This is a genomic window from Costertonia aggregata, assembly GCF_013402795.1.
In the GTDB taxonomy this organism is placed as follows: domain Bacteria; phylum Bacteroidota; class Bacteroidia; order Flavobacteriales; family Flavobacteriaceae; genus Costertonia; species Costertonia aggregata.
The window spans coordinates 2,945,087-2,971,338 of record NZ_CP058595.1 but is presented as its reverse complement, the minus strand read 5'-3'; the positions used below and the strand labels follow the sequence as shown (position 1 = coordinate 2,971,338).

25 protein-coding genes are annotated in these 26,252 nt (G+C 38.5%); 13 read left to right on the top strand and 12 right to left on the bottom strand.

All coding sequences use genetic code 11. From position 1 onward, the window contains the following. Positions 1–69: 69 nt before the first annotated feature. The 3 genes from meaB to HYG79_RS13640 are packed head-to-tail and all read left to right on the top strand — an operon-like array spanning position 70 to position 2,982. Positions 70–1,113 (top strand): methylmalonyl Co-A mutase-associated GTPase MeaB, encoded by a 1,044-nt coding sequence (gene meaB / locus HYG79_RS13650; RefSeq protein WP_179243566.1) that lies wholly within the window; start codon positions 70–72, stop codon positions 1,111–1,113. A gap of 50 nt (positions 1,114–1,163) precedes the next feature. After that, positions 1,164–2,123, top strand: coding sequence for a glycosyltransferase family 2 protein (locus tag HYG79_RS13645; protein WP_179242627.1), 960 nt, complete (start codon positions 1,164–1,166; stop codon positions 2,121–2,123). After that, the gene (locus HYG79_RS13640; RefSeq protein ID WP_179242626.1) at positions 2,107–2,982 is read left to right on the top strand and encodes a lysylphosphatidylglycerol synthase transmembrane domain-containing protein; all 876 of its coding nucleotides are present in this window, start codon (positions 2,107–2,109) and stop codon (positions 2,980–2,982) included. Before HYG79_RS13645 ends, HYG79_RS13640 begins: the two co-directional genes overlap by 17 nt. Positions 2,983–3,026: 44 nt before the next feature. Here the strand turns inward: HYG79_RS13640 and HYG79_RS13635 are convergent, their stop codons facing one another. The 4 genes from HYG79_RS13635 to HYG79_RS13620 are packed head-to-tail and all read right to left on the bottom strand — an operon-like array spanning position 3,027 to position 6,850. Further along, entirely contained in the window at positions 3,027–4,685 is a 1,659-nt protein-coding gene (locus HYG79_RS13635) for an ArnT family glycosyltransferase (protein WP_179242625.1), read from the bottom strand. Next, positions 4,682–5,251, bottom strand: coding sequence for a phosphatase PAP2 family protein (locus HYG79_RS13630; protein WP_179242624.1), 570 nt, complete (start codon positions 5,249–5,251; stop codon positions 4,682–4,684). The genes HYG79_RS13635 and HYG79_RS13630 overlap by 4 nt, the downstream gene beginning before the upstream one ends. A 3-nt stretch (positions 5,252–5,254) precedes the next feature. Next, positions 5,255–5,482: a hypothetical protein gene (locus HYG79_RS13625; protein WP_179242623.1), complete on the bottom strand. Its 228-nt coding sequence runs from the start codon at positions 5,480–5,482 to the stop codon at positions 5,255–5,257. Continuing rightward, positions 5,483–6,850 carry an MATE family efflux transporter gene (locus HYG79_RS13620; protein ID WP_179243565.1) on the bottom strand — a complete coding sequence of 456 codons (1,368 nt, stop codon included), beginning with the start codon at positions 6,848–6,850 and terminating at the stop codon, positions 5,483–5,485. A 135-nt stretch (positions 6,851–6,985) separates the two neighbouring features. On the opposite strand from HYG79_RS13620, the gene HYG79_RS13615 reads away from it, so the two are divergent. Both HYG79_RS13615 and HYG79_RS13610 read left to right on the top strand, forming a co-directional pair. Further along, positions 6,986–8,119 (top strand): helix-turn-helix domain-containing protein, encoded by a 1,134-nt coding sequence (locus HYG79_RS13615; RefSeq protein ID WP_179242622.1) that lies wholly within the window; start codon positions 6,986–6,988, stop codon positions 8,117–8,119. Between the two features lie 136 nt (positions 8,120–8,255). Then, positions 8,256–9,314 carry a serine hydrolase domain-containing protein gene (locus tag HYG79_RS13610; RefSeq protein WP_179242621.1) on the top strand — a complete coding sequence of 353 codons (1,059 nt, stop codon included), beginning with the start codon at positions 8,256–8,258 and terminating at the stop codon, positions 9,312–9,314. A 49-nt stretch (positions 9,315–9,363) separates the two neighbouring features. On the opposite strand, the gene mazG is transcribed toward HYG79_RS13610, so the two are convergent. Both mazG and HYG79_RS13600 read right to left on the bottom strand, forming a co-directional pair. Continuing rightward, the gene (mazG, locus tag HYG79_RS13605; protein WP_179242620.1) at positions 9,364–10,137 is read right to left on the bottom strand and encodes a nucleoside triphosphate pyrophosphohydrolase; all 774 of its coding nucleotides are present in this window, start codon (positions 10,135–10,137) and stop codon (positions 9,364–9,366) included. 143 nt (positions 10,138–10,280) lie between these two features. Next, complete coding sequence (locus HYG79_RS13600; RefSeq protein ID WP_179242619.1) at positions 10,281–10,613, bottom strand: DUF2853 family protein; 333 nt, start codon at positions 10,611–10,613, stop codon at positions 10,281–10,283. Positions 10,614–10,771: 158 nt separating this feature from the next. On the opposite strand from HYG79_RS13600, the gene HYG79_RS13595 reads away from it, so the two are divergent. The 4 genes from HYG79_RS13595 (at position 10,772) to HYG79_RS13580 (ending at position 15,190) form a co-directional block, all read left to right on the top strand. Further along, on the top strand, positions 10,772–11,653 hold the full coding sequence (locus tag HYG79_RS13595) for an alpha/beta hydrolase (protein ID WP_179242618.1): 882 nt from the start codon (positions 10,772–10,774) through the stop codon (positions 11,651–11,653). 91 nt (positions 11,654–11,744) lie between these two features. After that, entirely contained in the window at positions 11,745–12,389 is a 645-nt protein-coding gene (locus HYG79_RS13590; RefSeq protein ID WP_179242617.1) for an SGNH/GDSL hydrolase family protein, read from the top strand. Positions 12,390–12,416: 27 nt separating this feature from the next. After that, positions 12,417–14,036 (top strand): beta-N-acetylhexosaminidase, encoded by a 1,620-nt coding sequence (locus HYG79_RS13585; RefSeq protein WP_179242616.1) that lies wholly within the window; start codon positions 12,417–12,419, stop codon positions 14,034–14,036. A 14-nt stretch (positions 14,037–14,050) separates the two neighbouring features. Then, positions 14,051–15,190 (top strand): lactonase family protein, encoded by a 1,140-nt coding sequence (locus tag HYG79_RS13580; protein WP_179242615.1) that lies wholly within the window; start codon positions 14,051–14,053, stop codon positions 15,188–15,190. Positions 15,191–15,193: 3 nt separating this feature from the next. Here the strand turns inward: HYG79_RS13580 and HYG79_RS13575 are convergent, their stop codons facing one another. From HYG79_RS13575 to ruvX, 4 genes are all read right to left on the bottom strand, one after another. Beyond that, on the bottom strand, positions 15,194–18,622 hold the full coding sequence (locus HYG79_RS13575; RefSeq protein ID WP_179242614.1) for an amidohydrolase family protein: 3,429 nt from the start codon (positions 18,620–18,622) through the stop codon (positions 15,194–15,196). Between the two features lie 119 nt (positions 18,623–18,741). After that, positions 18,742–19,173, bottom strand: coding sequence for a DUF5606 family protein (locus HYG79_RS13570; protein WP_179242613.1), 432 nt, complete (start codon positions 19,171–19,173; stop codon positions 18,742–18,744). A gap of 57 nt (positions 19,174–19,230) precedes the next feature. Continuing rightward, positions 19,231–19,821 carry a peptide deformylase gene (def, locus tag HYG79_RS13565; RefSeq protein ID WP_179242612.1) on the bottom strand — a complete coding sequence of 197 codons (591 nt, stop codon included), beginning with the start codon at positions 19,819–19,821 and terminating at the stop codon, positions 19,231–19,233. A 3-nt stretch (positions 19,822–19,824) separates the two neighbouring features. Next, positions 19,825–20,235 carry a Holliday junction resolvase RuvX gene (ruvX, locus tag HYG79_RS13560; RefSeq protein WP_179242611.1) on the bottom strand — a complete coding sequence of 137 codons (411 nt, stop codon included), beginning with the start codon at positions 20,233–20,235 and terminating at the stop codon, positions 19,825–19,827. Positions 20,236–20,336: 101 nt separating this feature from the next. Here ruvX and HYG79_RS13555 point away from each other — a divergent pair, with 101 nt between their 5' ends. Further along, on the top strand, positions 20,337–21,152 hold the full coding sequence (locus tag HYG79_RS13555; protein ID WP_179242610.1) for a 2,3,4,5-tetrahydropyridine-2,6-dicarboxylate N-succinyltransferase: 816 nt from the start codon (positions 20,337–20,339) through the stop codon (positions 21,150–21,152). Positions 21,153–21,386: 234 nt separating this feature from the next. Further along, positions 21,387–22,181, top strand: coding sequence for a glycosyltransferase family 2 protein (locus HYG79_RS13550; protein WP_179242609.1), 795 nt, complete (start codon positions 21,387–21,389; stop codon positions 22,179–22,181). Here HYG79_RS13550 and HYG79_RS13545 read toward each other — a convergent pair. Beyond that, positions 22,163–22,981 carry a glycosyltransferase family 2 protein gene (locus tag HYG79_RS13545; protein ID WP_179242608.1) on the bottom strand — a complete coding sequence of 273 codons (819 nt, stop codon included), beginning with the start codon at positions 22,979–22,981 and terminating at the stop codon, positions 22,163–22,165. The two genes, HYG79_RS13550 and HYG79_RS13545, sit on opposite strands and share 19 nt — an antisense overlap. A 106-nt stretch (positions 22,982–23,087) precedes the next feature. Between HYG79_RS13545 and HYG79_RS13540 the strand changes: the two genes are divergently transcribed. After that, positions 23,088–24,158, top strand: coding sequence for a hypothetical protein (locus HYG79_RS13540; protein ID WP_179242607.1), 1,071 nt, complete (start codon positions 23,088–23,090; stop codon positions 24,156–24,158). A gap of 44 nt (positions 24,159–24,202) precedes the next feature. After that, entirely contained in the window at positions 24,203–25,150 is a 948-nt protein-coding gene (locus HYG79_RS13535; protein ID WP_179242606.1) for a glycosyltransferase family 2 protein, read from the top strand. Here HYG79_RS13535 and HYG79_RS13530 read toward each other — a convergent pair. Continuing rightward, positions 25,134–25,925, bottom strand: coding sequence for a glycosyltransferase family 4 protein (locus HYG79_RS13530; RefSeq protein WP_179242605.1), 792 nt, complete (start codon positions 25,923–25,925; stop codon positions 25,134–25,136). The two genes, HYG79_RS13535 and HYG79_RS13530, sit on opposite strands and share 17 nt — an antisense overlap. Positions 25,926–26,252 lie beyond the last annotated feature (327 nt).

Here is a 26,252-nt window from a genome sequence, read left to right as displayed (position 1 = left end):
TATTTTAGGCATAATTTTATATATCTCAATATTTTGAGGAACGATATTGCTATTCGGGTTCCTTTAAAAATCGGTTTTTTGAAGAATAAAGAAGATATCCAACAAAAAATAAAATCCTTGCGCAAGAGTTCGCCCACCGTTACCGAACTGGTTCAAGGTATACTCAATGGCGACACCGCCGCTTTGGGCAGGGGCATAACTTTGGTAGAAAGTACGAACAGTTCACATTTAGAGAATGCCAATACAATTATCGAAAGCTGCCTCCCCAAGTCAAAAAATAGTATTCGAATAGGTATTACAGGAGTTCCGGGAGTAGGCAAAAGTACATTTATAGAAGCGTTTGGCAAGCTGCTGACGGATAAGGGAAAGAAAGTGGCCGTTTTGGCCGTAGACCCATCCAGTACTATCAGTAAAGGCAGTATCTTAGGCGATAAGACCCGTATGCAAGAGCTTATAAGAAACCCGAAGGCCTTTATACGCCCTTCGCCATCCGGAAAATCTCTAGGTGGTGTGGCCCGAAAGACCCGAGAGTCCATTATCCTTTGCGAAGCGGCAGGTTACGACGTTATACTTATTGAAACCGTGGGTGTGGGGCAAAGTGAGACAGCGGTGCATAGTATGGTAGATTTCTTTTTGTTGTTAAAGCTTGCCGGTGCGGGAGACGAGCTCCAAGGTATAAAAAGAGGTGTTATTGAAATGGCCGACATCATAGTAATCAACAAAGCGGATGGCGAGAACATAAAACAGGCCAAAATCGCAAAAACCGAATTTGAACGTGCCCTGCATTTATATCCACCAAAAGAAAACGGCTGGATTCCAAAAGTGCTTACATGCTCTGCCTTGAACGCAACCGGAACCGATGAGATTTGGGAAATCATAGATACCTACATTGCCGAAAACAAGAAAAACGATTACTTCACGATAAAACGAAACCAACAAAACATGTATTGGTTGGAGCAAACCTTGGACGACCGTTTGAAGAACCAGTTTTATCAAAGCAAAAAGGTGCGATCACTGTTGGATACCATGACACAAAACGTATTGGAACATAAGGTTTCGCCATTTAGGGCGGCAGAAGAATTACTGAAAAGTTACTGGAACGCAAATCAATAGCGTTTCACTAATAAAAAACCTAAATTTGCGCCCAACGGCAAATCATACGCATGAGCATTGTTACTTCATCTTTATTATCCATTGTTGTTCCCTTGTACAATGAAGAGGATAATGTGGCCCTTTTAACGCAGAAAATTCATGAAAGCCTCAACGGTTATCATTATCAGATTGTGTATATCGATGATTTTTCAAAAGACGATACCCGTAAAGTGGTCAAGGATTTAAAGGATGAAAAAGTACATCTGATCGAATTGAAAAAGAACTACGGGCAAAGTTTGGCATTGGCGGCCGGTATAGATTATGCCCAAGGGGAATATATCATTACCATGGACGGGGACTTGCAGAACGACCCCAGTGACATTCCCCAAATGTTACAATATGCCGTAGATGGGGAATATGATGTCATTACCGGAATACGCCAAAAACGAAAGGACTCGCTAGTTAAAAAAATCCCATCAAAAATCGCAAATTTTTTAGTGCGCAGGGTTACCAAATTGAACATTAAGGATAATGGTTGCGCCTTGAAAGTATTTACCCGTGACATTGCCAAAGATTTGAACCTTTATGGGGAAATGCACCGTTTTATAACGCTTTTGGCACATTTGGAAGGCGCCCAGATAAAACAGGTTCCCGTAAAACACCATGCAAGGCACGCCGGTGTTTCAAAATATGGGTTGGAGCGTGTTTTCAAGGTAGTGGCAGATATGATGCTACTGCTATTTATCCGTAAATATTTTCAACGTCCCATACATCTTTTTGGTATTTTCGGGTTTTTGATGATTTTATTGGGAGTACTTATAAACGTATACCTTTTGGTCGTGAAATTTGGGTTTGGACAAGATATCGGTACGCGCCCCTTATTGATTTTTGGCTTAATGTTCATTCTTGCGGGCATTCAACTTTTTACGATAGGTATCGTTATGGAGCTTCTTATTCGCACCTATTACGAAAGCCAAAAGAAAAGACCGTATCGCATCAAAAAGACAACAATAGGTGGTAAAAATCAGTAAACAAGGCATTACGGTTCTAAAGTTTATTGTCAGCGCTCTACTTCTTTATTTAATTTTTACTAAAATCGATTTTAAAGAGGTATGGTGGGTTTTGCGGAAGACGCACCCCGTATACTTGGCCGTAGCAGCTATTCTTTTTGTGGTTTCCAAAATATGGGCAGCATATCGATTGAACCTTTATTTTCATCAACTCTCTATTCTTCTGACCCAAAAGAGCAACGCCAAACTATACTTGTTGGGGATGTTCTATAATCTTTTTCTGCCGGGCGGTATAGGTGGGGATGCTTATAAGGGATATATTATCAAGAAAAAGTTTGAGGTAAAGACCAAAAAAGTGGTTTCGGTTTTGGTTTTGGACCGGTTAAGTGGTTTGCTCCTATTATTTATATATGCCTGTCTTTTAGCCCTGTTTATAAATGCTGAAATAGTGAGCGGTTTTAAAATTATCATTATCCTGACAATAATGACCAGTATAATTGTTTTTTGGCTTGTCAACAAAAAGTTTTTCAATAACGTTCTTCCGGTTTTTTGGAAGTCTTTTGCATATTCAAGTTGGGTACAATTGTTTCAATTGCTATCGGTTTTTTTTATTTTAAAGGCGTTGCAGGTAGAAACTGGTACCATGACATACTTATTTATTTTTCTACTATCCTCAATAGTGTCGGTAATACCCTTGACCATAGGAGGTATAGGCAGTAGAGAGGTCACTTTTTTCTATGGTGCCACATGGCTTGGATTGGAACAAGATATATCAGTTGGTATAAGTATAGTGTTTTTTCTGATTACCGCTTTCGTGTCGTTATGGGGAATCGTTTATCATTTTAAAAAACCTGATCTTGAAATTCAAGAAACCAGATAAAAAACGTAACTAAAAGGATTTATCTAAAACAAGAAGATAGTTTTTCAATAAATATGCACCAAATGCTTTTTATTCAATACTTTTTTACGTGTTGAAGGATTCAAAAATTTGGCTTGCAGCCGGGTAATCCTAAACTGATCAACAGTATATTGCCTGTCCCAGTCAAAACCGGATTGTTGTAACTCTTTAAGTTCGGAATCGCTCACGTACAACCATATATCCCTTTTATTTTTAATACCATCAATTGACGATATAAGTACAGGTCTCTTGTTGTAAAAATCCAATGCCCACGTATGTTCCGAAGATAGTTTGTAAATGGCATCTACCGGAATATTGTTCTCTTTGATTTTTTCGGACATTGTAGAACCACCCTGATATGCCAATAAAGATGGATAAAAATGGGTGTTCAAAACCGTGTTTAAAAGTAAAGAACTGTATACCGAAATCGTAATGATCCGTAAATAATATTCTTCCCGTTTTAAACAGAAATATACAATTATGCCAAATAACATGAACAAAGGAAGGTACATTACCAAACTTGACGGTTTGAATACAATAAAACTAATGAGTACAGTGGCAATAAATACTAGACTGAGTATGAAATACTGCACGCCCAGCAATACCCGAATTGTTTTTTTCTTCGAAAACTTATAGAGACTATACAAGTAAGAAGCTGCTAGTATCGAGAATAAAGGGATGGTAATGTTAAGGTAATGGGGCAATTTAAACTGGGCAAAACTTATTATGATGAAAATTAGGGTTATCCCGCCAAGGGTCAAAAACTCATATTTTGGATTGTAGGCCAACTTTAATTTCATAAATGTTTTGAAACGCCTCCAAAAAGCTGCAAGACCTATAACCGTCCACGGGAGAAAAACCCACAAGAAAGTATGAAAAAAGAAAAAATAGTCACTACTGTTCTTGCCTACGCCTTCCCCACTTAAGCGTTCAAAACTTTGTTCCCAAAAAATAAATAATATACCGCTACGATTACCTTTTCCCCGTATTATCTTTTCAGGGTGCATATCAAACTGCACATAATATGCATACAACATGGGAGCAATGACAATTCCAAAAACGATTAAGGCAAGCAATACCTTAAAATTTAAAAGTGATTCCCATTTACGGGTATAAGCAAGATGGCAAAGCAGGGGCAAGCCTATGACCAAAAGAGCAATTTGGCCCTTTGTCGAAAAGGCTATACCGGCACCGAATGCTCCCCATATAATGTTCGCTGTTTTTTGTTTTTCGATATAGGCGGTAAGGTGCCAAATGGCAAATATGGTAAACCCAGTTAAAACAGCATCTGTACGAACATCAATTACGGACAACACAATTGTTTGTGCAGTCATAAATATCAAAGCGGCCAATTTGCCCGTATCTACGTTGTACAATAGTTTTCCAAGGCCATAGCAGCTATAGGCGCCCAATATGGTAGCGAAAATACCAGGAATGCGATAAGCCCAATCGTACAATCCAAAAATTTTAAAGGATAATGCCGCAAGCCAATAATGCATATGGGGTTTGTCCAAATACTCATTGGGACCTTTGAAGAGACTTAAAAAATCGTTTTCTTGAACCATACGCATGGCCATCACAGCAAATTGCGCAGAGTCGTTTTCAAAAAGTGTGACAAACATCCCGGCAACATAGACCAAAAAAACAAAAAACAATAAAAACCAATACCTAGTATTAGATATCATATAGGGAATTTGTAAAGTGCAAATATATACAACTTTGCAAATAACCAACTAAAAATGAGGCCTATTAGAGCCCCGGTAAGTACATCCAATGGAAAATGAACACCGATATAAATCCTACTGTAAGCAACGAAAAAAGCCCAAAACACCAAGAAAATTCTTATGTAGCGAAATTTTGACCCAAGTACATGTATAAAGAAAAAAGCCACTGCAAAGGCATTGGCCGCATGTGCGGAAAAATAACCGAATTTACCCCCGCAATAGCTTTTAACCAATCGCATGAAAGGAAAAACAGTCTCATCGTGACAGGGTCTCAAACGACCAACGCAATACTTGAAAAAATTGGACAACTGATCGGTAGCCGTTATCAATAAAGCTACAAAGACCAAAAAAAGCAGGGTTTTTTTTGCGCCTAATCGCTTAAAAGTCAGAATGAACAAAAGAAAATATAAAGGGATTGCATAAAGCTTATTGGTAACGAACATCCAAAAACCATCAAAAGTCGGGTTTCCCAAATTGTTCAGGAACAGAAAAAGTTCCTTATCATATTTGATCAGTTCTTCCAACATCTGTTATTCTTCATACCGGGATACTTCCCTATCATAAAATACAGTAGCCTGTTCAATGAGGCTTTCAGCTTCGGTCTCCAATTCTTTTTCGTCCTCTTTTGAGAATTCTTCCAACCATTCTACCTCATCGTTTTCCAAATTGATGATGAATCTTGGATATTCGGTATGAACAACGAAAATTGCAGTGGGATAATCCGTATTATCGCCTAGTAAAAATTTTGGAAACTCCATTTATGCCCTAATTAATTTTTTGGTCAAATAATCAAAGCGAAGATACAACATAATCGCAGATGCCGTAAGGCCTATCAAGAGGCCTATCCATATTCCCGTGCTTTTGAAGTGTGTGTGCAATCCCAGATAATAACTAACCGGAAAACCGATGCCCCAATAGGCAATAAATGTAATGAGGGTAGGAATCTTCACATCTTGCAGCCCTCGCAGTGCCCCAAGGACCACCACTTGAATTCCGTCAGAAATCTGAAAAAATGCAGCGACCAACAGCAGTTCGGCGGCAAGCGTGATTACCATACTATTATCGGCGATATTGGCTACATCGTTCACATCTAGATATAGTGTAGGGAACCAATTTCTGCCCAAAAGAAAAAGTACGGCGAATACGATTTCCAATAAAAAAGTAAGCAAGAATATTGATTGTCCTATTCGCCGAAGCTCTGGGAAATTGCGAAGGCCTTTTTGGTTGCCCACACGAATCATGGCGGCAACACCTAAACCCATTCCGAACATAAACGTCATACTACTCAAGTTCAACGCTATTTGATTGGCCGCTTGTGCATTTTTTCCCAGAACTCCGCTCAACCAAATAGCAGCTGTGAATATGGCCACTTCAAAAAACATTTGCAGTGCTGAAGGAAATCCCAAGTTTATGATTTTTCGGATTACGTTTTTTTCTATTTTATTGAAATTAAAGCCGGTCACATAGTCACGAAACTTATTCTTTCGTTTTAATAAGTACCATAAATAACCTACCATAATAAAGCGGGATGCCAAAGTGCCGATGGCCGCACCTACGATTCCCATTTTAGGAAACCCAAAAGACCCGAATATCAAAATATAGTTGAGTACTATGTTGACCACATTGGCTATTACAGTAGCATACATGGGGTATTTGGTCTGGGACAGGCCCTCGGAAAACTGTTTGAACGCTTGAAAAACAATCAAAGGCACTAAGGAAAAAGCGACCAAGTCTAGATAGGGCAGGGCCAGTTCAACTACTTCAGGCGGTTGCTCCATAGAGTACATCAACGGTTTTGCCAGTAGAATAATACCAAAAAGGGCCAAAGACAATACCGTACAAAGTATAAGCCCGTGTTTAAGTGCACTTTTCCCATCAGCTTTGTTTTTTGCGCCGTCCGCTTCCGCTACCAAAGGCGTGATTGCCGTTGAAAAACCAATACCCAGTGACATTGCAATAAATACAAAACTATTTCCCAAAGATACTGCTGCCAGTTCTGCCGTACCCAATTGCCCTACCATAATGTTATCGGCCAACTGAACGAAAGTATGCCCCAACATGCCCATAATTACTGGAACGGAGAGTTTTACATTGTATCTAAATTCTTTTGTGTACTGTTGAAACAAGGCCTTTGTTTTTTGCTTGGTAAAGATATAGGTTAGGTTTGGTTTAATGTAAAAATTAATACCACCGCTAGGCGGTGCTTGTAATAAATATTTATATTGCCCTATAACACGGGTCATAAAACGGAAAAAACATATATGGGCAATTTCAATATTATGAACATCATTGGGATAGTGACCATACTTATTTCATCATTACTCGCCATATTTTTATTTACCCTTAAAACAAAGAACAGCCTAAGCAATAGGCTATTCGCTGTTTTTTTGGTTTTGATCGCATTTGATATCGCAGGATGGGTATTGCCCCTGTTCTTTACCAAGCCTACGAATTTCACTTTGCTCAGGAGCAATCTCATTCTTTTACAGCTTCCCGTATTCTATCTTCATGCGCTGTCTGTTTGTTATTCCGATTTCAAACTGAAAAAGAAACAATTGTTACACAGCATTCCCTTTATACTGGTAAACCTACTTTTGATTCCTCGCTATTATCTGGCCAATACGACTGGTAAAATAGAGTTTCTCAAAAACAGTATGGCCATGTACGAAACGCAATTCTTTTATGTGTTGGTACATGTACAGATAGTAGCGTACATCGTTGTGATTTTTATCATATTGAAAAAAACAAGAACGCTATATGTAGAGAATTATGCCAATTCTGATATGCGATTTCATAAATGGTTGTTCCAGATTACCGTTTTTTTGTCCATTTTTCACGGAATCGCCATTTTAAAAAATATATTCAAGTTTTCCGACTTCCCTAGGCTTACGGAGTGGGCCATGGTTTCGTTGGGAATTATAGAACTCATTATTCTTTTTTGGTATCTGTTCAAAGCTTTGCAAAATCCGGAACTGTTGCGTCGTGTGGATTCTAAATTAAGATTGATTCATACCATGGCCAAGCCATCAAATTCAAACAACACTGAACACAATTTGGAAGAAATACAAAAGCTGAGGACCTTTATGAAGTCAGAAGAGCCTTTTCTAGACCCAACCTTGACCGTAAAGAAACTGGCCAACGATCTGCAAATGCCCGTACGAGAGCTGTCGATATTGATAAACCATACATTAAATCAGCACTTTTTTGATTTTGTAAATGGATATCGGGTCGAAAAAGCAAAAAAAATGTTAGCAAATGCCGCAAATACAAAACTCACCGTGTTGGAAATTTTATACGAGGTAGGCTTTAACTCAAAATCTTCATTCAATACCGCTTTTAAAAAACATACCGGATCAACCCCGACTATATTTAGAAAACAGTTTAAAAATCAATAAGTTAAAAAAAGTCGGTCGTCGTTTTTCAAAAAAGTCGAACCTTTTTGGGAAATAAAATGCGTTCGACTTTTTTTAATCGGTCGCGTGCGTTTACTATGTATTGCACATTTGTATCTCAATAACAAAAACAGATACGATGAAACAAAAACTCAAATTTTTGGTAGCAACAAGTCTTTTGGCAACTTTATCTTTTGGACAGGGTATACACCATAAAATTGACTCGATCTTAAAAACCAAGCAAAAAGAGTATCCGCAAGTGGCCATAAGTGTTGGTATTCTTATAGACGGTAAAGAAGTTTACGCCGCTATCGGAAATACGAATAGAGAAAGCGATATACCTGCCAATGAGCATTCAGTTTTCGAAATAGCATCCATTACCAAAGCTCTCACGGGAAATTTGATAGCAAATGCTGCAAACGAGGGCAAAATTGATTTGAACGGGTATATTGATGATTACCTACCAGAAGCAATAATCCTAAACGATACCATTAAAAATCGTATCAAAATATCCGATTTGGCATCACACCAATCCGGACTGCCCGATATTGATTTTGGAAAACTGATTGCGCTAAATCCACAGCAACCTGTAAAAAGCGTAGATAAGGAAACCATAAACCATTTGCTATCCTCTTGCACTGAATTAAAAGACCACGGCCATTACAGATACTCGACCATGGGCTTTATTTTATTGGGACAAATATTGGAAGAAAGCTACGGAAAAACATATGACCAAATAGTAAAGGATAAAATTCTTGATATGCTGCACATGCAACATACCTATACAAAAGATTTTAATGTAGAAAACCTGACCACGGGCTATAATCCCGAAGGTGGTACTCAGGAATTTTTTGAATGGAATATAGTAGCTCCAGCTGGTCTGATAAAATCCAATACTCATGATATGGTTTCGTATTTGAAAGCGGTTTTGGATGAAGAAAGCCGCATGGGCAAAGCTTCGATAATGGCCGAAAGAACATTATTCAAAAACACCAATATTGAAATTGGTCTGGGCATAAATATCCTTCGGGATGGGGATACGCCCATTTACGCAAAGACCGGGGACAGTATGGGGCAATCATCCATCATGGGCTATGACAGGGAAAAGCAGTGGGGCATAATCGTTTTGGCCAATGAGCGTAACTCTAGATTAAGAAGTGCCGTATTCAACGAAATATATGAATCAATTTTGAAGTAAAATTGAGCTCAATATCGGTAGCTTCTTATTTTTTGGGAAGTGACCGATATTATATTTTTTTTGCTTCGTTCCAATGCATATCCATTTCGGCCAAGGTCATTTTGTGTAAAGATTTACGAGCTTCTTTGGCTTTTTGCTCTAAATATTGAAAACGCTTGATGAACTTTTTATTGGTGCGTTCCAAGGCATTTTCGGGATTGATATTTAAAAAACGGGCATAGTTCACTATAGAAAAAAGCACATCGCCCAGTTCGGCCTCGATTTTATCCTCGTCGTTGGCCTTGACCTCATTTTTGAGCTCGTTAAGCTCTTCTTCCACTTTTCCCCAAACCTGTTCCGGCTTTTCCCAATCAAAGCCCACACCTGCTACCTTATCTTGAATACGATTGGCTTTGACCAAGGCGGGCAGGCTCTTGGGAACACCTTCCAAAACACTTTTCTTACCTTCTTTTAGTTTAATGTTTTCCCAATTACGTTTTACCTCTTCCTCATCTTCTACTTTTATGTCTGCATAAATATGGGGGTGACGATTGATGAGTTTTTCACAAATGGAATTACAGACATCGGCAATGTCAAAATCCTTGGTCTCGGAACCTATCTTCGCATAAAAAACAATATGTAAAAGTACATCGCCCAACTCTTTTTTCACCTCATCCAAATCGTTATCCAATATAGCATCGCCCAATTCGTAGGTTTCTTCTATGGTCAAATGCCGTAAAGTCTCCATAGTCTGTTTTTTGTCCCAAGGGCATTGCTCACGCAATTCATCCATTATGGTCAATAACCTATCAAATGCTTGTAATTGGGTTTCTCTAGAGTTCATGTAAAACATAAATTTTGATAAAAATACAAAGAGAACTGTTTCTTTGGCATAACGACCAAAATATCGTTTTCAAGTTCATCAAATAAAGATAGAATAAAAAAGCCCTGCGAATATCGCAGGGCCGTAAATAACATTTTAATGATTTAACTCAACTCATGAGCCACAAGGTAATAAAAGGCGGGCCTACTTTTCATACGGATACCGGACATTTTGTTGGCCACGCTATTGATTGCGCCCATAGCCTTATCCTTATCGGTAACCCCCAATTTTTTCTCCACGAAATTTCTGCGGACCGTTTCCAATTCGGACTCGTCCGAACCAGATACCAAAGTGGCGTCCTTATTATCCACCATAGATTTTAAACTGTTTACATAACCATCTAACTGGTCATGGTCGATATTGGAAACACCGCACTCGTTCAATTGACTTACCGCAGTTGATTTTAATGCTGCTAATTTGTCGGCTAAATCACTCATAATATTGTTCTTTAATGTTAATAGATGATTGAAAATTATAGTATTGTAGATATAAGCAGTAAGTTAGAAATTTCTTTGCCAAAAAAGCAAAAATAATACGGTAAATTAGCTATATCTATAAAAACATGGCTATACAAAGACAAAATAGTATCGATAAAATGAAAAATTTAATTACATCCTTAACCTGTGGTCTAATGACTTTGTTTTCCTTTTCACAAGAGATAATTCAACTTCCTTACGAAAAATCCCCAACGGTAAAATGGACCCAAGATGAGAAATCCTATTTTTCGGATATTTGGCAGAATAAGGTCGTTACAAATGTTTCCGTTCCGACAATGGAAGTATTTAGGCCTAAAAAACCGAATGGGACCTCTGTAATTGTGGCCCCCGGAGGCGGCTTGTATGCCTTAAGTATAAAAAGTGAAGGCACTGATGTCGCCAAATGGTTAAACCAAAAAGGAATCACGGCGTTTGTTCTAAAATATAGGCTCGTACCCACGGGCAATGACGCTGTAAAGGAAATAAGTGACGAAGGGGCAAATGACCCTGGTAAAATCATGGAGCGGGTAGCGCCGGTTTTGCCACTTTCCATCGCAGATGGTCTTTCGGCAGTTGCCTACCTTCGCGACAATGCCGACACGTACAAAATTGATAAAAATAAAATAGGTTTTATGGGTTTCTCTGCAGGTGGCGCAGTGACTATGGGGGTTACCTATAACTGCACAAAATCAAACAGGCCCAATTTTATTGTACCCGTATACCCATGGACAACAGTATTGCCCGTACAAGATGCACCCGAAGATGCACCGCCCATGTTGGTCATATGTGCAACAGACGATCCGTTGGGCCTTGCGAACGGAAGTATCAAATTGTATTCCTCTTGGTTGGGTATAGGTAAGCCTGTGGGATTGCACATGTATTCAAAAGGCGGCCATGGCTTTGGAATGAAGACCCAAGGTTACCCATCCGATAATTGGATACAACGTTTCCACGATTGGGCAATCGCCGAGGGAATCACTACCGCAACTAATGGTATGTAAACATGACATATAGCGTACGGCAGTACGCCCTTGTCGAAAAATATATATCGTAATTCATTTTCACATTACTTTCGATTTAATAGTATCACCAATGAGATTTTTTATAATCATGTTTCTTTTTTGTTTTGCAAATACAAAAGCACAAGAAACACTTGCGTTTGCACAAGAAGTAGAAGCAATTTCAAAAAAATATGATACCGTGTGGGATAGTTCCAAAGAAACTATTGTATTTACGGGTAGTTCAAGCATACGGGTTTGGAAAAATCTAGAAACCGTATTTCCAGGACATCAAATCGTTAATTCTGGTTTTGGAGGTTCCCAAACTTCGGACCTCTTATCGCACACCAATGAATTGATACTTAAATACAATCCAAAAAAAGTGTTCATATATGAAGGCGATAATGACATTTCATCAAAAAAAAGACCTGGACGAATCATTGACGATGCCCAACAAATCATTACTAGGATAAGTAAATTCAACCCAGATACCAAAATCATATTGATATCGGCAAAACCGAGTATGGCACGTTGGCACTTAAAACGAAAATACAAACGGTTAAACCGAAAACTAAAAAGATTGAGCCAGAAAAACCCGAAGGTCGACTTTGCCGACGTATGGTCACCCATGTTGGCCAAAAGAAAGGTAAGGCAAGATATTTTTGTTGACGATGGGCTGCACATGAACAACAAGGGTTATGACATTTGGTATTCGGTCATCAAAGAATATATAGAATAGTAATTGGTAAAGCTTAACACGAAGACCATGATAAAATCAACATTTATTAAAAGTATTTTTGTTTTTTGCGCCGTGGTGGCATTTATGTCATGTGAGGAGAAAAAAACTGAACGAGTCCTAAATTTCCCGAAGACCGATTTGGCCTTGGCCCCGATAATTCCTAAACCGGTAAAGGTAATCGCTACCAATGACGGTTTTGCTTTAGATCATCTAACGGCCATCTACACCTCTGAAAACGAAATAGGATTTACAGAAGTAGGTGAGTTTTTATCAGATAAAATCAAATCAAAAACCAATTTAATCGTTCCCGTTAATGCTACGGAAATTCCGGAGCAAGAGGGTATCATTTACATCAACAAAGCGGACAGCACAGATTTGAAAGGTGCCGAAGCATATCAACTGTATATTACAAAAGACTCTATACTCTTGAACGCCAATACCGCCGAGGGAGCCTTTAGGGGCGTACAAACACTTCGCCAGATTATTCCCGAAACAAGTACCGACACATTGGCTACATATCCGATTTGGACAATTCCTACGGGTAAAATAATCGATAGCCCCATTTTTGAATACAGGGGCACTATGTTAGATGTGGCCCGTCATTTTTTTAGTGTAGAGGATGTAAAAAAATATATTGACCTTCTCGCCTACTACAAGTACAATGTACTGCATTTGCACCTTTCTGACGATCAGGGTTGGCGTATCGAGATAAAATCTTGGCCCAAACTTACCGAGATTGGTGGTAGTACCGAAGTCGGTGGGGAGTCCGGCGGTTTTTACACGCAAGAGGACTATAAGGAAATCGTAGCCTATGCAGCCATGCATCATATAACCATTGTACCTGAAATTGATATGCCAGGGCACACCAATGCGGCATCGGTCTCCTATCCTATCCTGAACGGAAATGGTAAAACCCCAAAATTATACGAAGGCATGAAAGTGGGCTTTAGTACTTTCGACACCCGAAAAGATACGGTCTATAGCTTTATTGATGATGTTGTACGAGAAATTTCCGAATTAACGCCAGGCCCCTATTTTCATATAGGTGGCGATGAAAGCCATGTAACCAAAAAGAAGGATTATATCTATTTTGTTGAAAAAGTTGAAAAAATTGTACATAAATATGGCAAACGTATGATAGGGTGGGACGAAGTAGCGACCGCCAATATAAGTTCATCGTCTATTTCACAATTCTGGGCCAGTAAGGAAAATGCGGATATGGCCGTTGAAAAGAACATGAAAGTAATTATGTCGCCCGCAAAAAAAGCGTATCTAGATATGAAATATGACAGTCTTTCCCCTTTGGGCCTAACGTGGTCGGGGTTTATCCCGGTAGATACCGCTTATGTTTGGAAACCGGAAGCCTATGAAGGCATTCCCTTAAAGAATATTTTGGGAATAGAAGCGCCATTATGGTCAGAAACCATAAGCACTATCGAAGAGTTGGAGTATTTGGCTTTTCCTAGGGCCATTGGATATGCCGAACTTGGGTGGACTACAGAAGAAAACAGGGATTGGGAAAATTATAAGACACGTTTGGCCGCACAAGCACCTTTTTTGGATAGAATGGACGTTAAATACTACCCATCCCCACTAATTGATTGGGAAAAAAGTAAATTCACCTATTCTGAAATAACCAAGGATTAATATCCAATATCGTTATGAAATCTGTACTTTCTTTACTATTTTTTGTATTTATGACCTTAAGTTGTAAACGACAACAAAAAGAATCTGCCGTGGAGGATATAGCCATTGAAAAAAGTGAAGTGTCCCGAAATTTTTATGTAGGAACCTACACCGACGATGAAAGCGAGGGTATTTATCAATATGCGCTTCACAAAGATGGGACTCTCGAAAAAATAGGACTTTCTATACCCTCGGAAGACCCCTCTTTTTTGACCTTTAGTGCGGATAAACGTTTTTTATTGGCCGTTAGTGAAATTGATGATGACGGTAATGGCAAAGTATCCTCTTTTCAGGTAAAAAGCGATACATTAATACTCATAAACCAGAAAAATTCAGGTGGTGCCCATCCTTGCCATATTACCGTAAACGACTCGGGAAACATACTTGTATCCAACTACACAAGCGGTACGGTCGGGCTTCTGCATATGGACGATAGCGGCCTGCTAACAGGACCGTATTTCATTCAAAAACACACTGGTAAAGGCACTACCCAAAGGCAAAAAGTACCTCATGCCCATTCGTCGTGGTTTGTTCCCGATTCAGATTCAAAAGTGATCTCTATAGATTTAGGTACAAACCAACTTTGGTTTTCCCATTTAAACAGTAAAATGAGAACGTTGACCCCATCCGAGCCCACCACTATGGATTTGCCCAAAGGTGCCGGACCAAGGCATTTGAGTTTTCACCCCAATGGCAAATGGTTGTATGTCGTTAACGAACTAAACTCTACGGTAAGTGTAATCGAGAAAACGAAAAAAGCATACAGACCCATTGAATCGTATTCTACTTTACCCAAAGGTTTTAAAGGGGAAAGTTACTGTGCGGATATCCATATCTCTTCAGATGGTAAGTTTCTATACGCTTCCAACAGAGGGGACAACAGTATCGTAATCTACAAAATAAATGCAGTAAATGGTGGTCTTACTGTCTTAGGCCATGAATCGGTTCACGGGGAATGGCCCCGTAATTTTTCGCTATCGCCGGATGAAAGTCACTTGCTGGTCGCCAATCAATATTCAAACAACATAGTTTCTTTTAAAAGAGATAAAAAAACAGGGCTTTTAAACTACATTTCAGAAGTTGAAGCCCCGTCCCCGGTTTGTATTCTATTTTAAACTTTATGGCTGTTTTTTTACTCCTGGCAATCCGTTCGGTTTTTTGGTTTGCCAATAAAATGTTTCAGCTTTCTTTTCCTTAGGCCACACCTCATCCAAAGTATTGGCTTCGTAAACCCTACCATTTTTGATAACATGCGTTAAGGTGTTCGTATTCCGAAGGTTTTCCAACGGGTTTTTGTCCATAATCAAAATATCAGCTAGTTTACCGGCTTCCAAGCTGCCCAAATCGCCATCCAATCCCAAAGCTTTTGTACCATGAATAGTCGCTACTTTTAATGCATCGTGGTTATTCATTCCTCCACTGGCCACCGACCATAGCTCCCAGTGAAAGCCAAGACCTTGCAATTGACCGTGACTTCCTATGCCCGCCAGTCCATCTGCGGCTACCAAATCATTTATAAACTCGGCATGTTTTTTAAATATATGCTCCTCATCCATAAACCAACCTGGCCGCCTTCTTGATTTTTGGGCCAATTCCTCATAGGGGGTGAAGTACTGTATTTTTTTGTCGCCCCATACATTTTCCCGGGAATAGTAGTAGTTTTCGGCCCAAGGCCCACCATAAGAAACCAATAAAGTAGGGGTTACCGCCATTTTGGAATCCGCAACGGTTTTTACTACATCATTATAAATAGGATAAATAGGTAATGAGTGTTCGTGTCCTGGGTAACCGTCCAACAATTGTGTCATATTCAATTTGAAATCTAATCCGCCTTCGGTCGTAGGCATCAATTTTAACTCCTTGGCCGCCATAATTACCCATTGGCGCTGTTGACGATTACCCACCAAGTACATTTTAATACTCTTGGTATTGTAATACTCGCTATATTGCTTTAACACATCTTTTGCATGCTCCAAGCTTTCTATCTTGTACTTCCAAAAACCTACTCCCGGTCCTGTACTGTACACTCTTGGCCCATGCAACATCCCCGCTTCTACCATATCGGCGTAGGTAAGCACATCTGTAGTAGCAGTCTGCGGATCTCTTGTCGTGGTAACGCCATAAGCTAAATTTGCTGAATAAATCCAAACCTGGTTTTTATGAACGCCCCAATTGGGCCACATATGGGCATGCGTATCCACAAAGCCCGGTGTAAGTGTCTTTCCTGAAACATCAATGGTCGTTGTACCCGAAGGCACTATTAAATCGCCCGATGCCCCAACAGCTTTTATCCTATTGTTTTCAATGAGAATGTCACCATTTTCAATAACCTCGTCACCATTCATGGTTATGATGCGACCACCCTTTAAATGTAAAGTTCCCTGTGGTGTATCTTTTTGGTAACGTACCCGTATCTTAAACTCCTCAGCTTCAAATTTGGGTTCCTTCTTTTTGTCATCTTTCTTTTGATCGGTTTTGGTGGAATCTGTTTCCTTTTCGGTTTTCTTTAGTTCTTTCTCTTTTTTCTTGGCGTTTGCAATACTATCTTTAAATTGCTTGCCCGCAACCACGTCATACCTAAAATGACTGGACCCCAAGGACCAATGCACTTTTTTACTGTCCGATGACCAAGCAGGGAATTCCCCGCCCATTACGGTCAATTTCATTGCAGGAAAAGCAGCACCTTCTGCCTTGGCCAAAGAAATGGTAGGGGTTTTGCCAAAACGAGGGACAGTTACCGTATACACGTCATTATTAATCAAAGCCAAAGCTGTTTTCCCATCCGGGGAAATCTTGATTTCAGCAGGTTTTGATGCTTTGTTGTTTTCTCGCCATCCTTCCTCGGAAGTTGGCAGTGCCGATAGTAAATTAAGACCGTCCATAGCATGGTCGTGGTCTTTCCCAAAAACATCCTGCGAACCGTAGGTAGTGATTCCTGTAAGTTTCAAATGTTCTTTCTCGTCAGTACCATCCCACCGGACGGAGACTAAACCTTTTGAGTTGCTGTTTAGGTAAACCCTATCATCTATTTTGGTAAAGTGGGGCATTTGGCGTCCTTTGGTCTTATCGATTAAATTGATAGGGCCTCCATTTGAAGATACCCAAACCAAATCTACTTGGCTTCCCCTGGTAAAGGGGCCGATAGCATCGTCGTAAGTTTGTGCCGTTCCCCTATGAAATGCAATACGGTCAGAATTGTATGACCACGCAGGGTTGGTATAGATACCTGGTTCTTGCGTTAATTGAACCGATTTTAATCTGCCTTCGACATTGGTTTTGTATAAATGGCCACCGCCTTGTTTCCATGTAGTGAAAACCACATGTTTTCCATCAGGCGACCACGTAGGCTGTGCTTCGGTATACTCATTTTTGGTCAATCTTTTTGGGGTACCGTTCGGTAAATCCATCACATATAATCGGTTTAATGCGGTAAAAGCCAATTTTGAACCGTACGGTGATGGTTTGGCATCCCTTATTTGAGTGACAAAAGCCTCTTTCGTATCCTCAATTGGATATTTGAATTCTAATTGCGGACCTAATTCCAAATTTACATCAACTTGAAAAGGGATTTCCTTGGCCACGTTGCTCTCCAAGGCTATGGAATAGATTTTTCCTCCGTAGGAAGCTATCAGGTTCTTGCTGTCCGGTGTAAAGGCCATTGCCGGTAAAACCCCCAAAGGAGCGATGGATTCTTGTTCGTCTCGCTGAACAGGATATGCGAGCCAGCGCTCTTTGCCCGTTTTTAAATTACGGAGCACCAATCCCGTCTCAGCTTCAAAACGAGTGCCATACACCATCCATTTCCCATCATTGGACAATGTAGGTGTAAAAGCAGAACCATATCGGGACGTTACAACGGCCATGTCGCCATCCTCCATATCATACGTGCCTATTTGATACTGTGGCAATCGCGCATTGTAGTTCCAGGAGCCTCTGCGTTGCGAGAAATAGATCAATTTACCATCGGGGCTAAAAGCGGGATCTATTAATTTTATATTCTTGGGCTCACTTACCAATTGGCTCCCACTACCACCATCTTTATGATAAATGTGGGGTTTTATGTTTCTACGCCCTTTCACACCCACTATGTATTCACCATCGGGCGACCAATCTGCCGAAAAGAAATTATGTTTGCTTTCTTTTGTGATTTGTTTCTCCTCTTTTGATTTTAGGTCCAATGTCCAAATATTATCCGACCCGCTTTTATCGGAAATGAATACCAGCGATTTTCCATCGGGACTGTATCGGGGGTGTACATCATACGCCAAACCAGCAGTGATTGCAGTCGCTTTTCCTCCGGTAATGGGCATGGTGTAAATATCCCCCATTAAATCGAACACAAGGGTCTTACCGTCGGGGCTAACATCCAAGGATATCCAAGTACCCTTATCGGTCGAAAACGAAATATTACGTTGCGGTTCTAGTGGAAGCTCTTTCGTAGCTTTTTTTGTGGAGTCTTTTTCTTTTGTAGTGTCTTGGGCCTTAATACCTGCATAGTTCAGGATAAAAAATAATACGAGGAATCTAGCAATACTGTGGTGGTGCATGGTGCGTTTTGTTTTTGTGTTAATCAGCTGGAGTTAAATATAGCCAATAATATCTGGAGTAAAAACACAAAAAAGCCTTCGAAACCGAAGGCCATATCTTAATTGGAATACGATGTTCTTTATTCCTCTTCGTCAGATGCATTTTGATCTTCATCATCGGTTTTGGAAAAATCGTTGATACCGTGTTCGATCAATAAGTTATACCATTGAATGATTTTTTTTATGTCACTGGGGTAAACCCTGTCCTCGTCGTAATTGGGCAGCACCTCAAAAAAATACTCCTCAAGTTTGATTTTGTCCTCTTTGTGGCCTACCGATGTTTTGCCCCCGTTTTCCCTGTCCTTTATCTTTTGCAGTACTTCTCTTAAAGGCAGCTCCTCGTCCAAGGTGTAAATTGCGATTTCAGAAAGCACACTAACGTTGCTACGCATGCCAACGGTAATTCTTTTGCCGTCTAAAAGGGATTCTGCCACAAAACCGGTTCGGGTTTGCGTCAATAATTTATAGAGGCCGGGCTTACCGGAAATGGACAAAATTTTATCTAAACTCATACTTTTAAAAAAATTTATCGGCAAATATGGTGCTTTTCATATGATAACGGAACGGTTTTAACGTCCTTTTTTAATATTGGGGAACTTCATTCTGTAATCTACCCTTATTTTCCCCTTTGATATGTTAGCCAGCCTACCTTTTAATAATCGTTTTTTCAAAGATGAAAGCTTATCGGTAAACAAAACACCTTCAATATGGTCATACTCATGCTGTATCACTCGGGCCAACAACCCTTCATAGGTTTCTAAATGCTCTTTGAAATTCTCGTCTTGGTAGGTAATGTGTACGGTTTCCTTTCTTACTACGTCCTCACGCACGTCGGGTATGCTCAAACAACCTTCATTAAAAGGCCATTCCTTGCCGGTTTCGTCGGTTATTTTAGCATTGATAAAAACTTTTTTGAAGCCGTTCAACGCCTTTTGTTCTTCTTCATTGAGGTCCTCATCTTCGGAAAACGGAGTGGTATCTACCAAAAACAGACGAATAGGCAGACCTATTTGAGGTGCTGCCAGTCCTACACCATTGGCATTGTACATGGTCTCCCACATGTTGGAAATCAACGTGGTCAACTCCGGATAATCTTTGTCAATATTTTTTCCCGCTTTTCGCAAAACAGGGTCACCGTAGGCTACAATGGGCAATATCATATGTTATTTTCTGTTTAAATACGATTGGAGAATGAGCGTTGCGCTTATCTCGTCTACCAACCCTTTATTTCTTCTTTTTTGTTTTCCCAAGCCACTATCTATCATGGTTTGAAAGGCCATTTTTGATGTAAAACGCTCATCTTCACGTTCTACCGGTATATGTGGAAAAACGTTGGCCATTTTTTCTAAAAAAGGCGTAATGAGAGCCTCTGATTCTGATGGGGTGTTGTCCATCTGTTTGGGTTCCCCAACGACGATGGTATCTACCTCATTTTTTGAAAAATATTCCTTCAAATAATCCAACAAGGTTCTGGTATCGACTGTCGTAAGGCCCGATGCGATAATTTGAAGTTCATCAGTAACGGCGATTCCCGTTCTTTTCATTCCATAATCCAACGCAATAATTCTACCCAAATCACAATTTTTGGCAAAAATAAACCATATATTGTTATAACTATAAAATAGGAGTGTGAATTCATCGGCCAGCCCTATATTTGTCAAAATTCAATACTAAAATGACCGAAATACGACAAACCATAGAAAGCGCTTGGGACAATAGAGAGCTCCTAAAAGACACCAAGACTCAAGATACCATACGTAAAGTGATAGATTTGATAGACAATGGCGAACTACGCTGTGCCGAACCTGTTGAAAATGGCTGGCAGATAAACGAATGGGTAAAAAAAGCGGTTGTGCTTTACTTTCCGATCCAAAAGATGGAAACCTTGGAAGCCGGTATCTTTGAATACCATGACAAAATGCCATTAAAAAAAGGATATAAGGAAAAGGGAATCCGAATCGTACCCAATGCTGTTGCCAGACATGGTGCCTACATATCTGCCGGTACCATATTAATGCCAAGCTATGTGAATATTGGCGCTTATGTAGATGAAGGTACCATGGTAGATACGTGGGCCACTGTGGGTAGCTGTGCCCAAATAGGCAAAAATGTGCACTTAAGCGGTGGCGTTGGTATTGGTGGGGTTTTGGAACCCTTACAGGCCGCACCGGTCATTATAGAGGACAATGCTTTTATCGGCTCCCGTTGTATTGTTGTAGAGGGGGTTAGGGTAGAAAAAGAGGCTGTGTTAGGGGCAAATGTTGTGCTCACGGCATCTACCAAAATCATAGATGTTACGGGAGATACGCCTGTAGAGCGCAAAGGTTTGGTACCGGCACGATCCGTAGTTATACCGGGCAGTTATACAAAATCATTCCCTGCGGGTGAGTATCAAGTGCCCTGTGCCCTAATCATAGGTACCAGAAAAGAAAGCACCAATAAAAAAACATCATTGAACGACGCCTTGCGCGAGTATGATGTGGCGGTGTGATGACGATACAGGTGCTAATTCAACCACTTTTAGTGTATTGAAGATTTTTACATTTTATTATTCTCAAAATATTAACTCTTTATTTGAAACAACTTTTATTGTAATTTAATTTTAGTGCATACTCTGAAAAAATAAAAGCATGTAAGAATTTAACTTCACAATACAATTTTATCGCTTTTTTTTTGTTATACTTTTACAAAAATATTAAGAACATTGTTGCGTTATTAATATCTCATGAACAACAAAAAAAATAAAATATCTGCACTGATAATTACGTTCAATGAAATCGGCTACATAGAAAAATGTATTGAATCTGTTTCTTTTGCCGATGAAATTTTGGTAGTTGACTCTTATAGTACGGATGGTACTTACGAATATCTTTTGAATCAAGATAAGGTAAGGGTCATTCAAAATCCTTTTGAAAATTTTACCGAACAAAAATCCTTCACTTTAAAACAAGCTTCCCATGACTGGGTGCTTTTTTTGGATGCTGATGAAATAGTGCCCGATGCATTACGAAACGAAATATTGGGTGCGGTAAAAAAAGATGATGATGTAGTTGCTTATTGGTTTTATCGCCAGTTTATGTTCCAGAACAAGAAATTGAGATTTAGTGGTTGGCAAACTGATAAAAACTATAGGTTGTTCAGAAAAAGTAAAGCTAAGTTCTGCGATAGCAAAATTGTTCACGAAACTTTGGATATTAATGGCAAATCAGGTATCCTAAATGAGAAACTAATACATTATTGCTATAAAAATTACGAGGATTATAAAGGGAAAATGCTCAAATACGGGAGGTTAAAAGCGGTAGAATCCTATTACACCGAAAAACGCTTTAGCTACCTTTTACTTGTCATAAAAACAAGTTGGAAATTCTTTAACCATTTTATATTAAGACTTGGATTCTTAGATGGCAGAAAGGGACTTATAGTATGCTATCTAAACGCTTTGGGTGTTTTGGAACGTTTTAAAAAGCTTAAAAAGCTAGAGCAAAAAAATAAATTACCCTATTATTTGGTAATGCCATAATAGGTCCAGACTCTTTTTTCCTGCTTGGTTTCCTTTCTAATCTGCTGATTTTTTGCAATTGATTCAGGAGTCTTGTATCCTCTTTTATGATCAAGGTGAACGCATACGGCACTATACCTTAATTGTTTGGATTTAATCCCGAAATTAAACAAACGCTCGCCAAGTTCCCTATCCTGACCCCCGTACTGCATACGTTCGTCGAAACCATTAACATTCAATATGTCTTTTTTCCAACCAGAAGAATTATGTCCGTTCCAACTGGCATTTGTTGGCGTAATCCAATTCAATAATTTAGAAATAATACCTCTTGCGGTCAACTTATTGTTTTTAAATGTTTTGGGTATGCCTTTTTCTTTTAACCAGTTTAAATTGAAACATCGCTGTTTTTCAATGTCTTCCAATGTAATCAATTTAGAGATATTCATAGGCAACATATAATATCCGCCTGAAATGAAATACCCTTTTGCCTTGTTTAAGTAGTGTACATGAACAAAATCTTTCCTAGGAATACAATCTCCATCTGTCATAATTATATATTCAGAGCGGCAGGCTAGTACAGATTTATTTAAAATTTTTGATTTTTGAAAGCCCTCGTCTTCTTGCCATACGTGAATGATATGATAATCTACTTTTTTTGACATCTCTAAAATTAGGTTCTTTGTGGCTTCACCCGAACCATCGTCTGCAATGACCACCTCAAAATTTTTGAATGTCTGTTGATTAAAACCCCATAAAACTTTCTCTAACCATTCCTCAGAATTGTAAGTGCTTACGATTACAGAAATTTTTGGCTTTTCCATTGTATGGTCATGTTTCGTCGAGAGCAAAAATATAAAAGTTAATGGTTTATCTTTGACAAATATTGGCCAATTAAATTGGCGCAGCTTTCAAAATCTAAAATTACTTTTGAAAAAAAAGGCTTTACTCATTGAACTTAATACTTATCACGAAGAGTGCCTATATTCTCAAATTACTTTTCTAAAAAACGCAGGATACTGGGTAGGTTTGGCAATTCATCCGGCTTTAGAGCAAAGCATTCAACCCTACAAAAGTGAAATAGATACTGTTTACACTTCAAAAAACGACTCAAAAGTATTTTTTATATACCGTATTTACAGAGTCTTAAAGCTTTATTTTTTTATACTGAAAACCAATAGCGAGATTATAGTCTTCAATACAGCAAGTTCAAAAAAAGAGGTTATTGTCTTGAGCTATTTATTACGCAAAAAAAGATTGTTCGGGATACTTCATAATATAAAAAAACTAAACACCAGTTTATCGCAAAAAATTATTTGCAAGAATATTAAAAAGTATTTTGTACTAAATGATTTTTTACTGGAAAAAGCCAGAGAATCAAATCCAAAATTATGCTACTCAAGTTTTTATCCTATTTTTTTTTATGATTATGAAATGTTACATGAATACAAAAAAAATGAGACTTGGGTCACTATTCCAGGTAAAATTGAATTCTCAAGAAGGGACTATAATTTTATTGTAGATATTCTCAAAGAATTGTCTAGGGCAGATAATCTAAAAATCATTTTATTGGGAAAATTGAGTAGTGACAACACACAACATAATGAACTACAACAAAATATAGATAGTTTTGGTTTGACCGAACATTTTATACTCTTTGATCGCTATATTGAAAATCCGGAATTTCATGGGTATATAAAAAGCAGCGATTACATATTGATTCCTATAAAAGAGGTAGATACCAAATATCAATATGATAAAATAATGGGAGCTTATAATCTTGCCTTTGCCTATAAAAAAACCCTTATATGTCCTAAAGGTCTTGAACATTTTGATGATATTAAAAACAATGCAATCCTATACAATGGCAAAGATGGATTATCAAAAGTCTTGGAAGCAATCAACAACAATGAAAACCGCACAGGAAAGACTGCTTACCATGACAGGAAATGGACTTTTGAAGAGCAGCAAAAAAAATATATCAGCTTTATTGAAGCTTAACAGTCTATAAACTACATCGCTTTACAAATATAACTTTGATCTTTATGAGTCTGTCAAAAAAAAATATAAGTATTATAACCATAAATTATAATTCGTCAGAATACACAAAAAATTGTATCGACAGTATAATTCAAGTATGTACCAATACTTTAGAGTTCGAAATCATTGTAGTCGACAATGCATCTGAGATTCAGGATTACAGGAATATTGAAGAACATATAAAAACATTGAACAACAATAAGATCAAACTCATGAGGAGCCGTATCAATATAGGTTTTGGAGCGGGTAATATGTATGGTGTCCAGCAAGCAAACGCAGATTATTATCTGATTTTAAATAATGACTGTATTTTTAAGGAAGACGTTTTATCATATTGTTATATGTTTATGCAAGAGCACACGAACGTAGCTTGTTGCGGACCTAGATCTGTTGACCAAGATGGTAACCAATGGCATGGATTTAATCATTTTACCTCATTCACTAAAGAAATCATAGGAAAAAAAGCAGCTGAATTCTTGAAGGGCCCTTCTACGCCCAGGTTAAGAAAAAAATATACCAACCCTATAAAGGTTGATTACGTAAATGGTTCTTTTATGTTTTTCAGGTCTTCTTTTTTTGACATGGTCGGTGGTTTTGACACTAATCTCTTTTTATATTACGAGGAAAGTGATATTTGTCAAAGATTATCGAAAATGGGCAAATGCACCTATTATTTACCTAACATCACATATGTGCATTATAAGGATAAAAGCATAGGGGAATCACTGGCCGCTACGACTAAACTTATAGAATATAACACCTCTCTATTTTATGTGATGCGAAAACATCATACGTGGCTCTATTTTAAAATATTCCATTTCTTTTTTTCGCTTCGGTATTTTATCAAATCGTTTGCAAAACCTAAATATTTTCCAATTTTCTTGAAAGCTGTTGGTGGGTTTCCATTGCACAAATCCTTAAAGCAGAAACAAGTTCTTACCTCACCAGTATAGCTCGCCAATTTTCTTTTATTTCGCTAGCAAGAAAGCGCTTTCCTTTTTCCTTGGCGCTAGCGGCTAATTCGGCCGAAGGAATTTGGTTTTTGATACTCTCCAAAAAAGGCACGAAACCCTCTTCGGTTGTAATATAACCGTTTACGGCATGGTCAACTATTTCTTTGGGGCCCACATGATTTGTTGCAATGGGAACTACGCCACAAGACATCGCTTCGATCAAGACCATGCCAAAAAGCTCTTCCCATTTCTCAACCCGTTTGGAATTCAAGAGAAAATAATCATTCGCTTTATAAATTTCCATTAATTTTTCCTTATCGTTTACATAACCCATGTATTTGATATTATCATGCATATATGCATACTCTTCAACTTTTTGTTTTAAATGACCATCACCTACTACGGTAAAAAAATGGTTTGGATTTTCCTTGAAAAAATCCAATAATTCCAAGAGACCCTTTTTTTCTATCAACCTACCTACATATACAAAGCAAGGATTGGCAGATGTAGTATTTTTACGTAAACCGCTTCCTGCCGTTTCATACGAATGATAAACAACAGAAATTTTATCCTTGCGAATAGTATAATTCACCATTAGTTCGCTTTTGGCAAATTGGGTTACACTAAAAATATGTGCCACATCATTTTTAAGAAAATTATACCACAGATTTTTTAGCCATTTACCATCAAATTTTTTTTTGGGATAAAAGGACCCGTCCCAAACGGGCCATGAAGTATGATAAAAAACATAATGGCGCCTTAAAAACCGTCTCAAAAAAAATAGTTTATAATCATAAGGAGCTATACCCAAAACAACATATTTGTTTTTTGAAAAAGACAAATCAAAAAAAAAGAAAAGGTTTTTTAATTGCCTCTTTAAAAGATTGTATTTGAGCGTTATACAATACTTTAAGATTTTGCTAAAAAAAGTAAACTCCCTAAAGACCAGCTCAATATTATTTTCCCTGCACAGATATGCAAGAGCCAAATAATGGGTTGGTGCTCCGGTTTTATGAAGGACGTAAATCTTTTTTGGAAGATTTGATTTAGATTTGAAATGCAAAGTCTGATTTTGTTCAAAGATATTAAATACTGAGACTAA

Excerpts from the sequence above, each read along its gene's own strand:
- HYG79_RS13625 (WP_179242623.1), bottom strand. The coding sequence starts at position 5,482 with ATGGAGTTTCCAAAATTTTTACTAGGCGATAATACGGATTATCCCACT.
- HYG79_RS13600 (WP_179242619.1), bottom strand. The coding sequence starts at position 10,613 with ATGAGTGATTTAGCCGACAAATTAGCAGCATTAAAATCAACTGCGGTA.
- HYG79_RS13615 (WP_179242622.1), top strand. The coding sequence starts at position 6,986 with ATGGGCAATTTCAATATTATGAACATCATTGGGATAGTGACCATACTT.
- HYG79_RS13610 (WP_179242621.1), top strand. The coding sequence starts at position 8,256 with ATGAAACAAAAACTCAAATTTTTGGTAGCAACAAGTCTTTTGGCAACT.
- HYG79_RS13635 (WP_179242625.1), bottom strand. The coding sequence starts at position 4,685 with ATGATATCTAATACTAGGTATTGGTTTTTATTGTTTTTTGTTTTTTTG.
- HYG79_RS13590 (WP_179242617.1), top strand. The coding sequence starts at position 11,745 with ATGAGATTTTTTATAATCATGTTTCTTTTTTGTTTTGCAAATACAAAA.
- HYG79_RS13630 (WP_179242624.1), bottom strand. The coding sequence starts at position 5,251 with ATGTTGGAAGAACTGATCAAATATGATAAGGAACTTTTTCTGTTCCTG.
- HYG79_RS13535 (WP_179242606.1), top strand. The coding sequence starts at position 24,203 with ATGAGTCTGTCAAAAAAAAATATAAGTATTATAACCATAAATTATAAT.
- HYG79_RS13585 (WP_179242616.1), top strand. The coding sequence starts at position 12,417 with ATGATAAAATCAACATTTATTAAAAGTATTTTTGTTTTTTGCGCCGTG.
- HYG79_RS13545 (WP_179242608.1), bottom strand. The coding sequence starts at position 22,981 with ATGGAAAAGCCAAAAATTTCTGTAATCGTAAGCACTTACAATTCTGAG.
- HYG79_RS13555 (WP_179242610.1), top strand. The coding sequence starts at position 20,337 with ATGACCGAAATACGACAAACCATAGAAAGCGCTTGGGACAATAGAGAG.
- HYG79_RS13595 (WP_179242618.1), top strand. The coding sequence starts at position 10,772 with ATGAAAAATTTAATTACATCCTTAACCTGTGGTCTAATGACTTTGTTT.
- HYG79_RS13645 (WP_179242627.1), top strand. The coding sequence starts at position 1,164 with ATGAGCATTGTTACTTCATCTTTATTATCCATTGTTGTTCCCTTGTAC.
- HYG79_RS13580 (WP_179242615.1), top strand. The coding sequence starts at position 14,051 with ATGAAATCTGTACTTTCTTTACTATTTTTTGTATTTATGACCTTAAGT.
- HYG79_RS13570 (WP_179242613.1), bottom strand. The coding sequence starts at position 19,173 with ATGAGTTTAGATAAAATTTTGTCCATTTCCGGTAAGCCCGGCCTCTAT.
- mazG (WP_179242620.1), bottom strand. The coding sequence starts at position 10,137 with ATGAACTCTAGAGAAACCCAATTACAAGCATTTGATAGGTTATTGACC.
- HYG79_RS13550 (WP_179242609.1), top strand. The coding sequence starts at position 21,387 with ATGAACAACAAAAAAAATAAAATATCTGCACTGATAATTACGTTCAAT.
- def (WP_179242612.1), bottom strand. The coding sequence starts at position 19,821 with ATGATATTGCCCATTGTAGCCTACGGTGACCCTGTTTTGCGAAAAGCG.
- HYG79_RS13575 (WP_179242614.1), bottom strand. The coding sequence starts at position 18,622 with ATGCACCACCACAGTATTGCTAGATTCCTCGTATTATTTTTTATCCTG.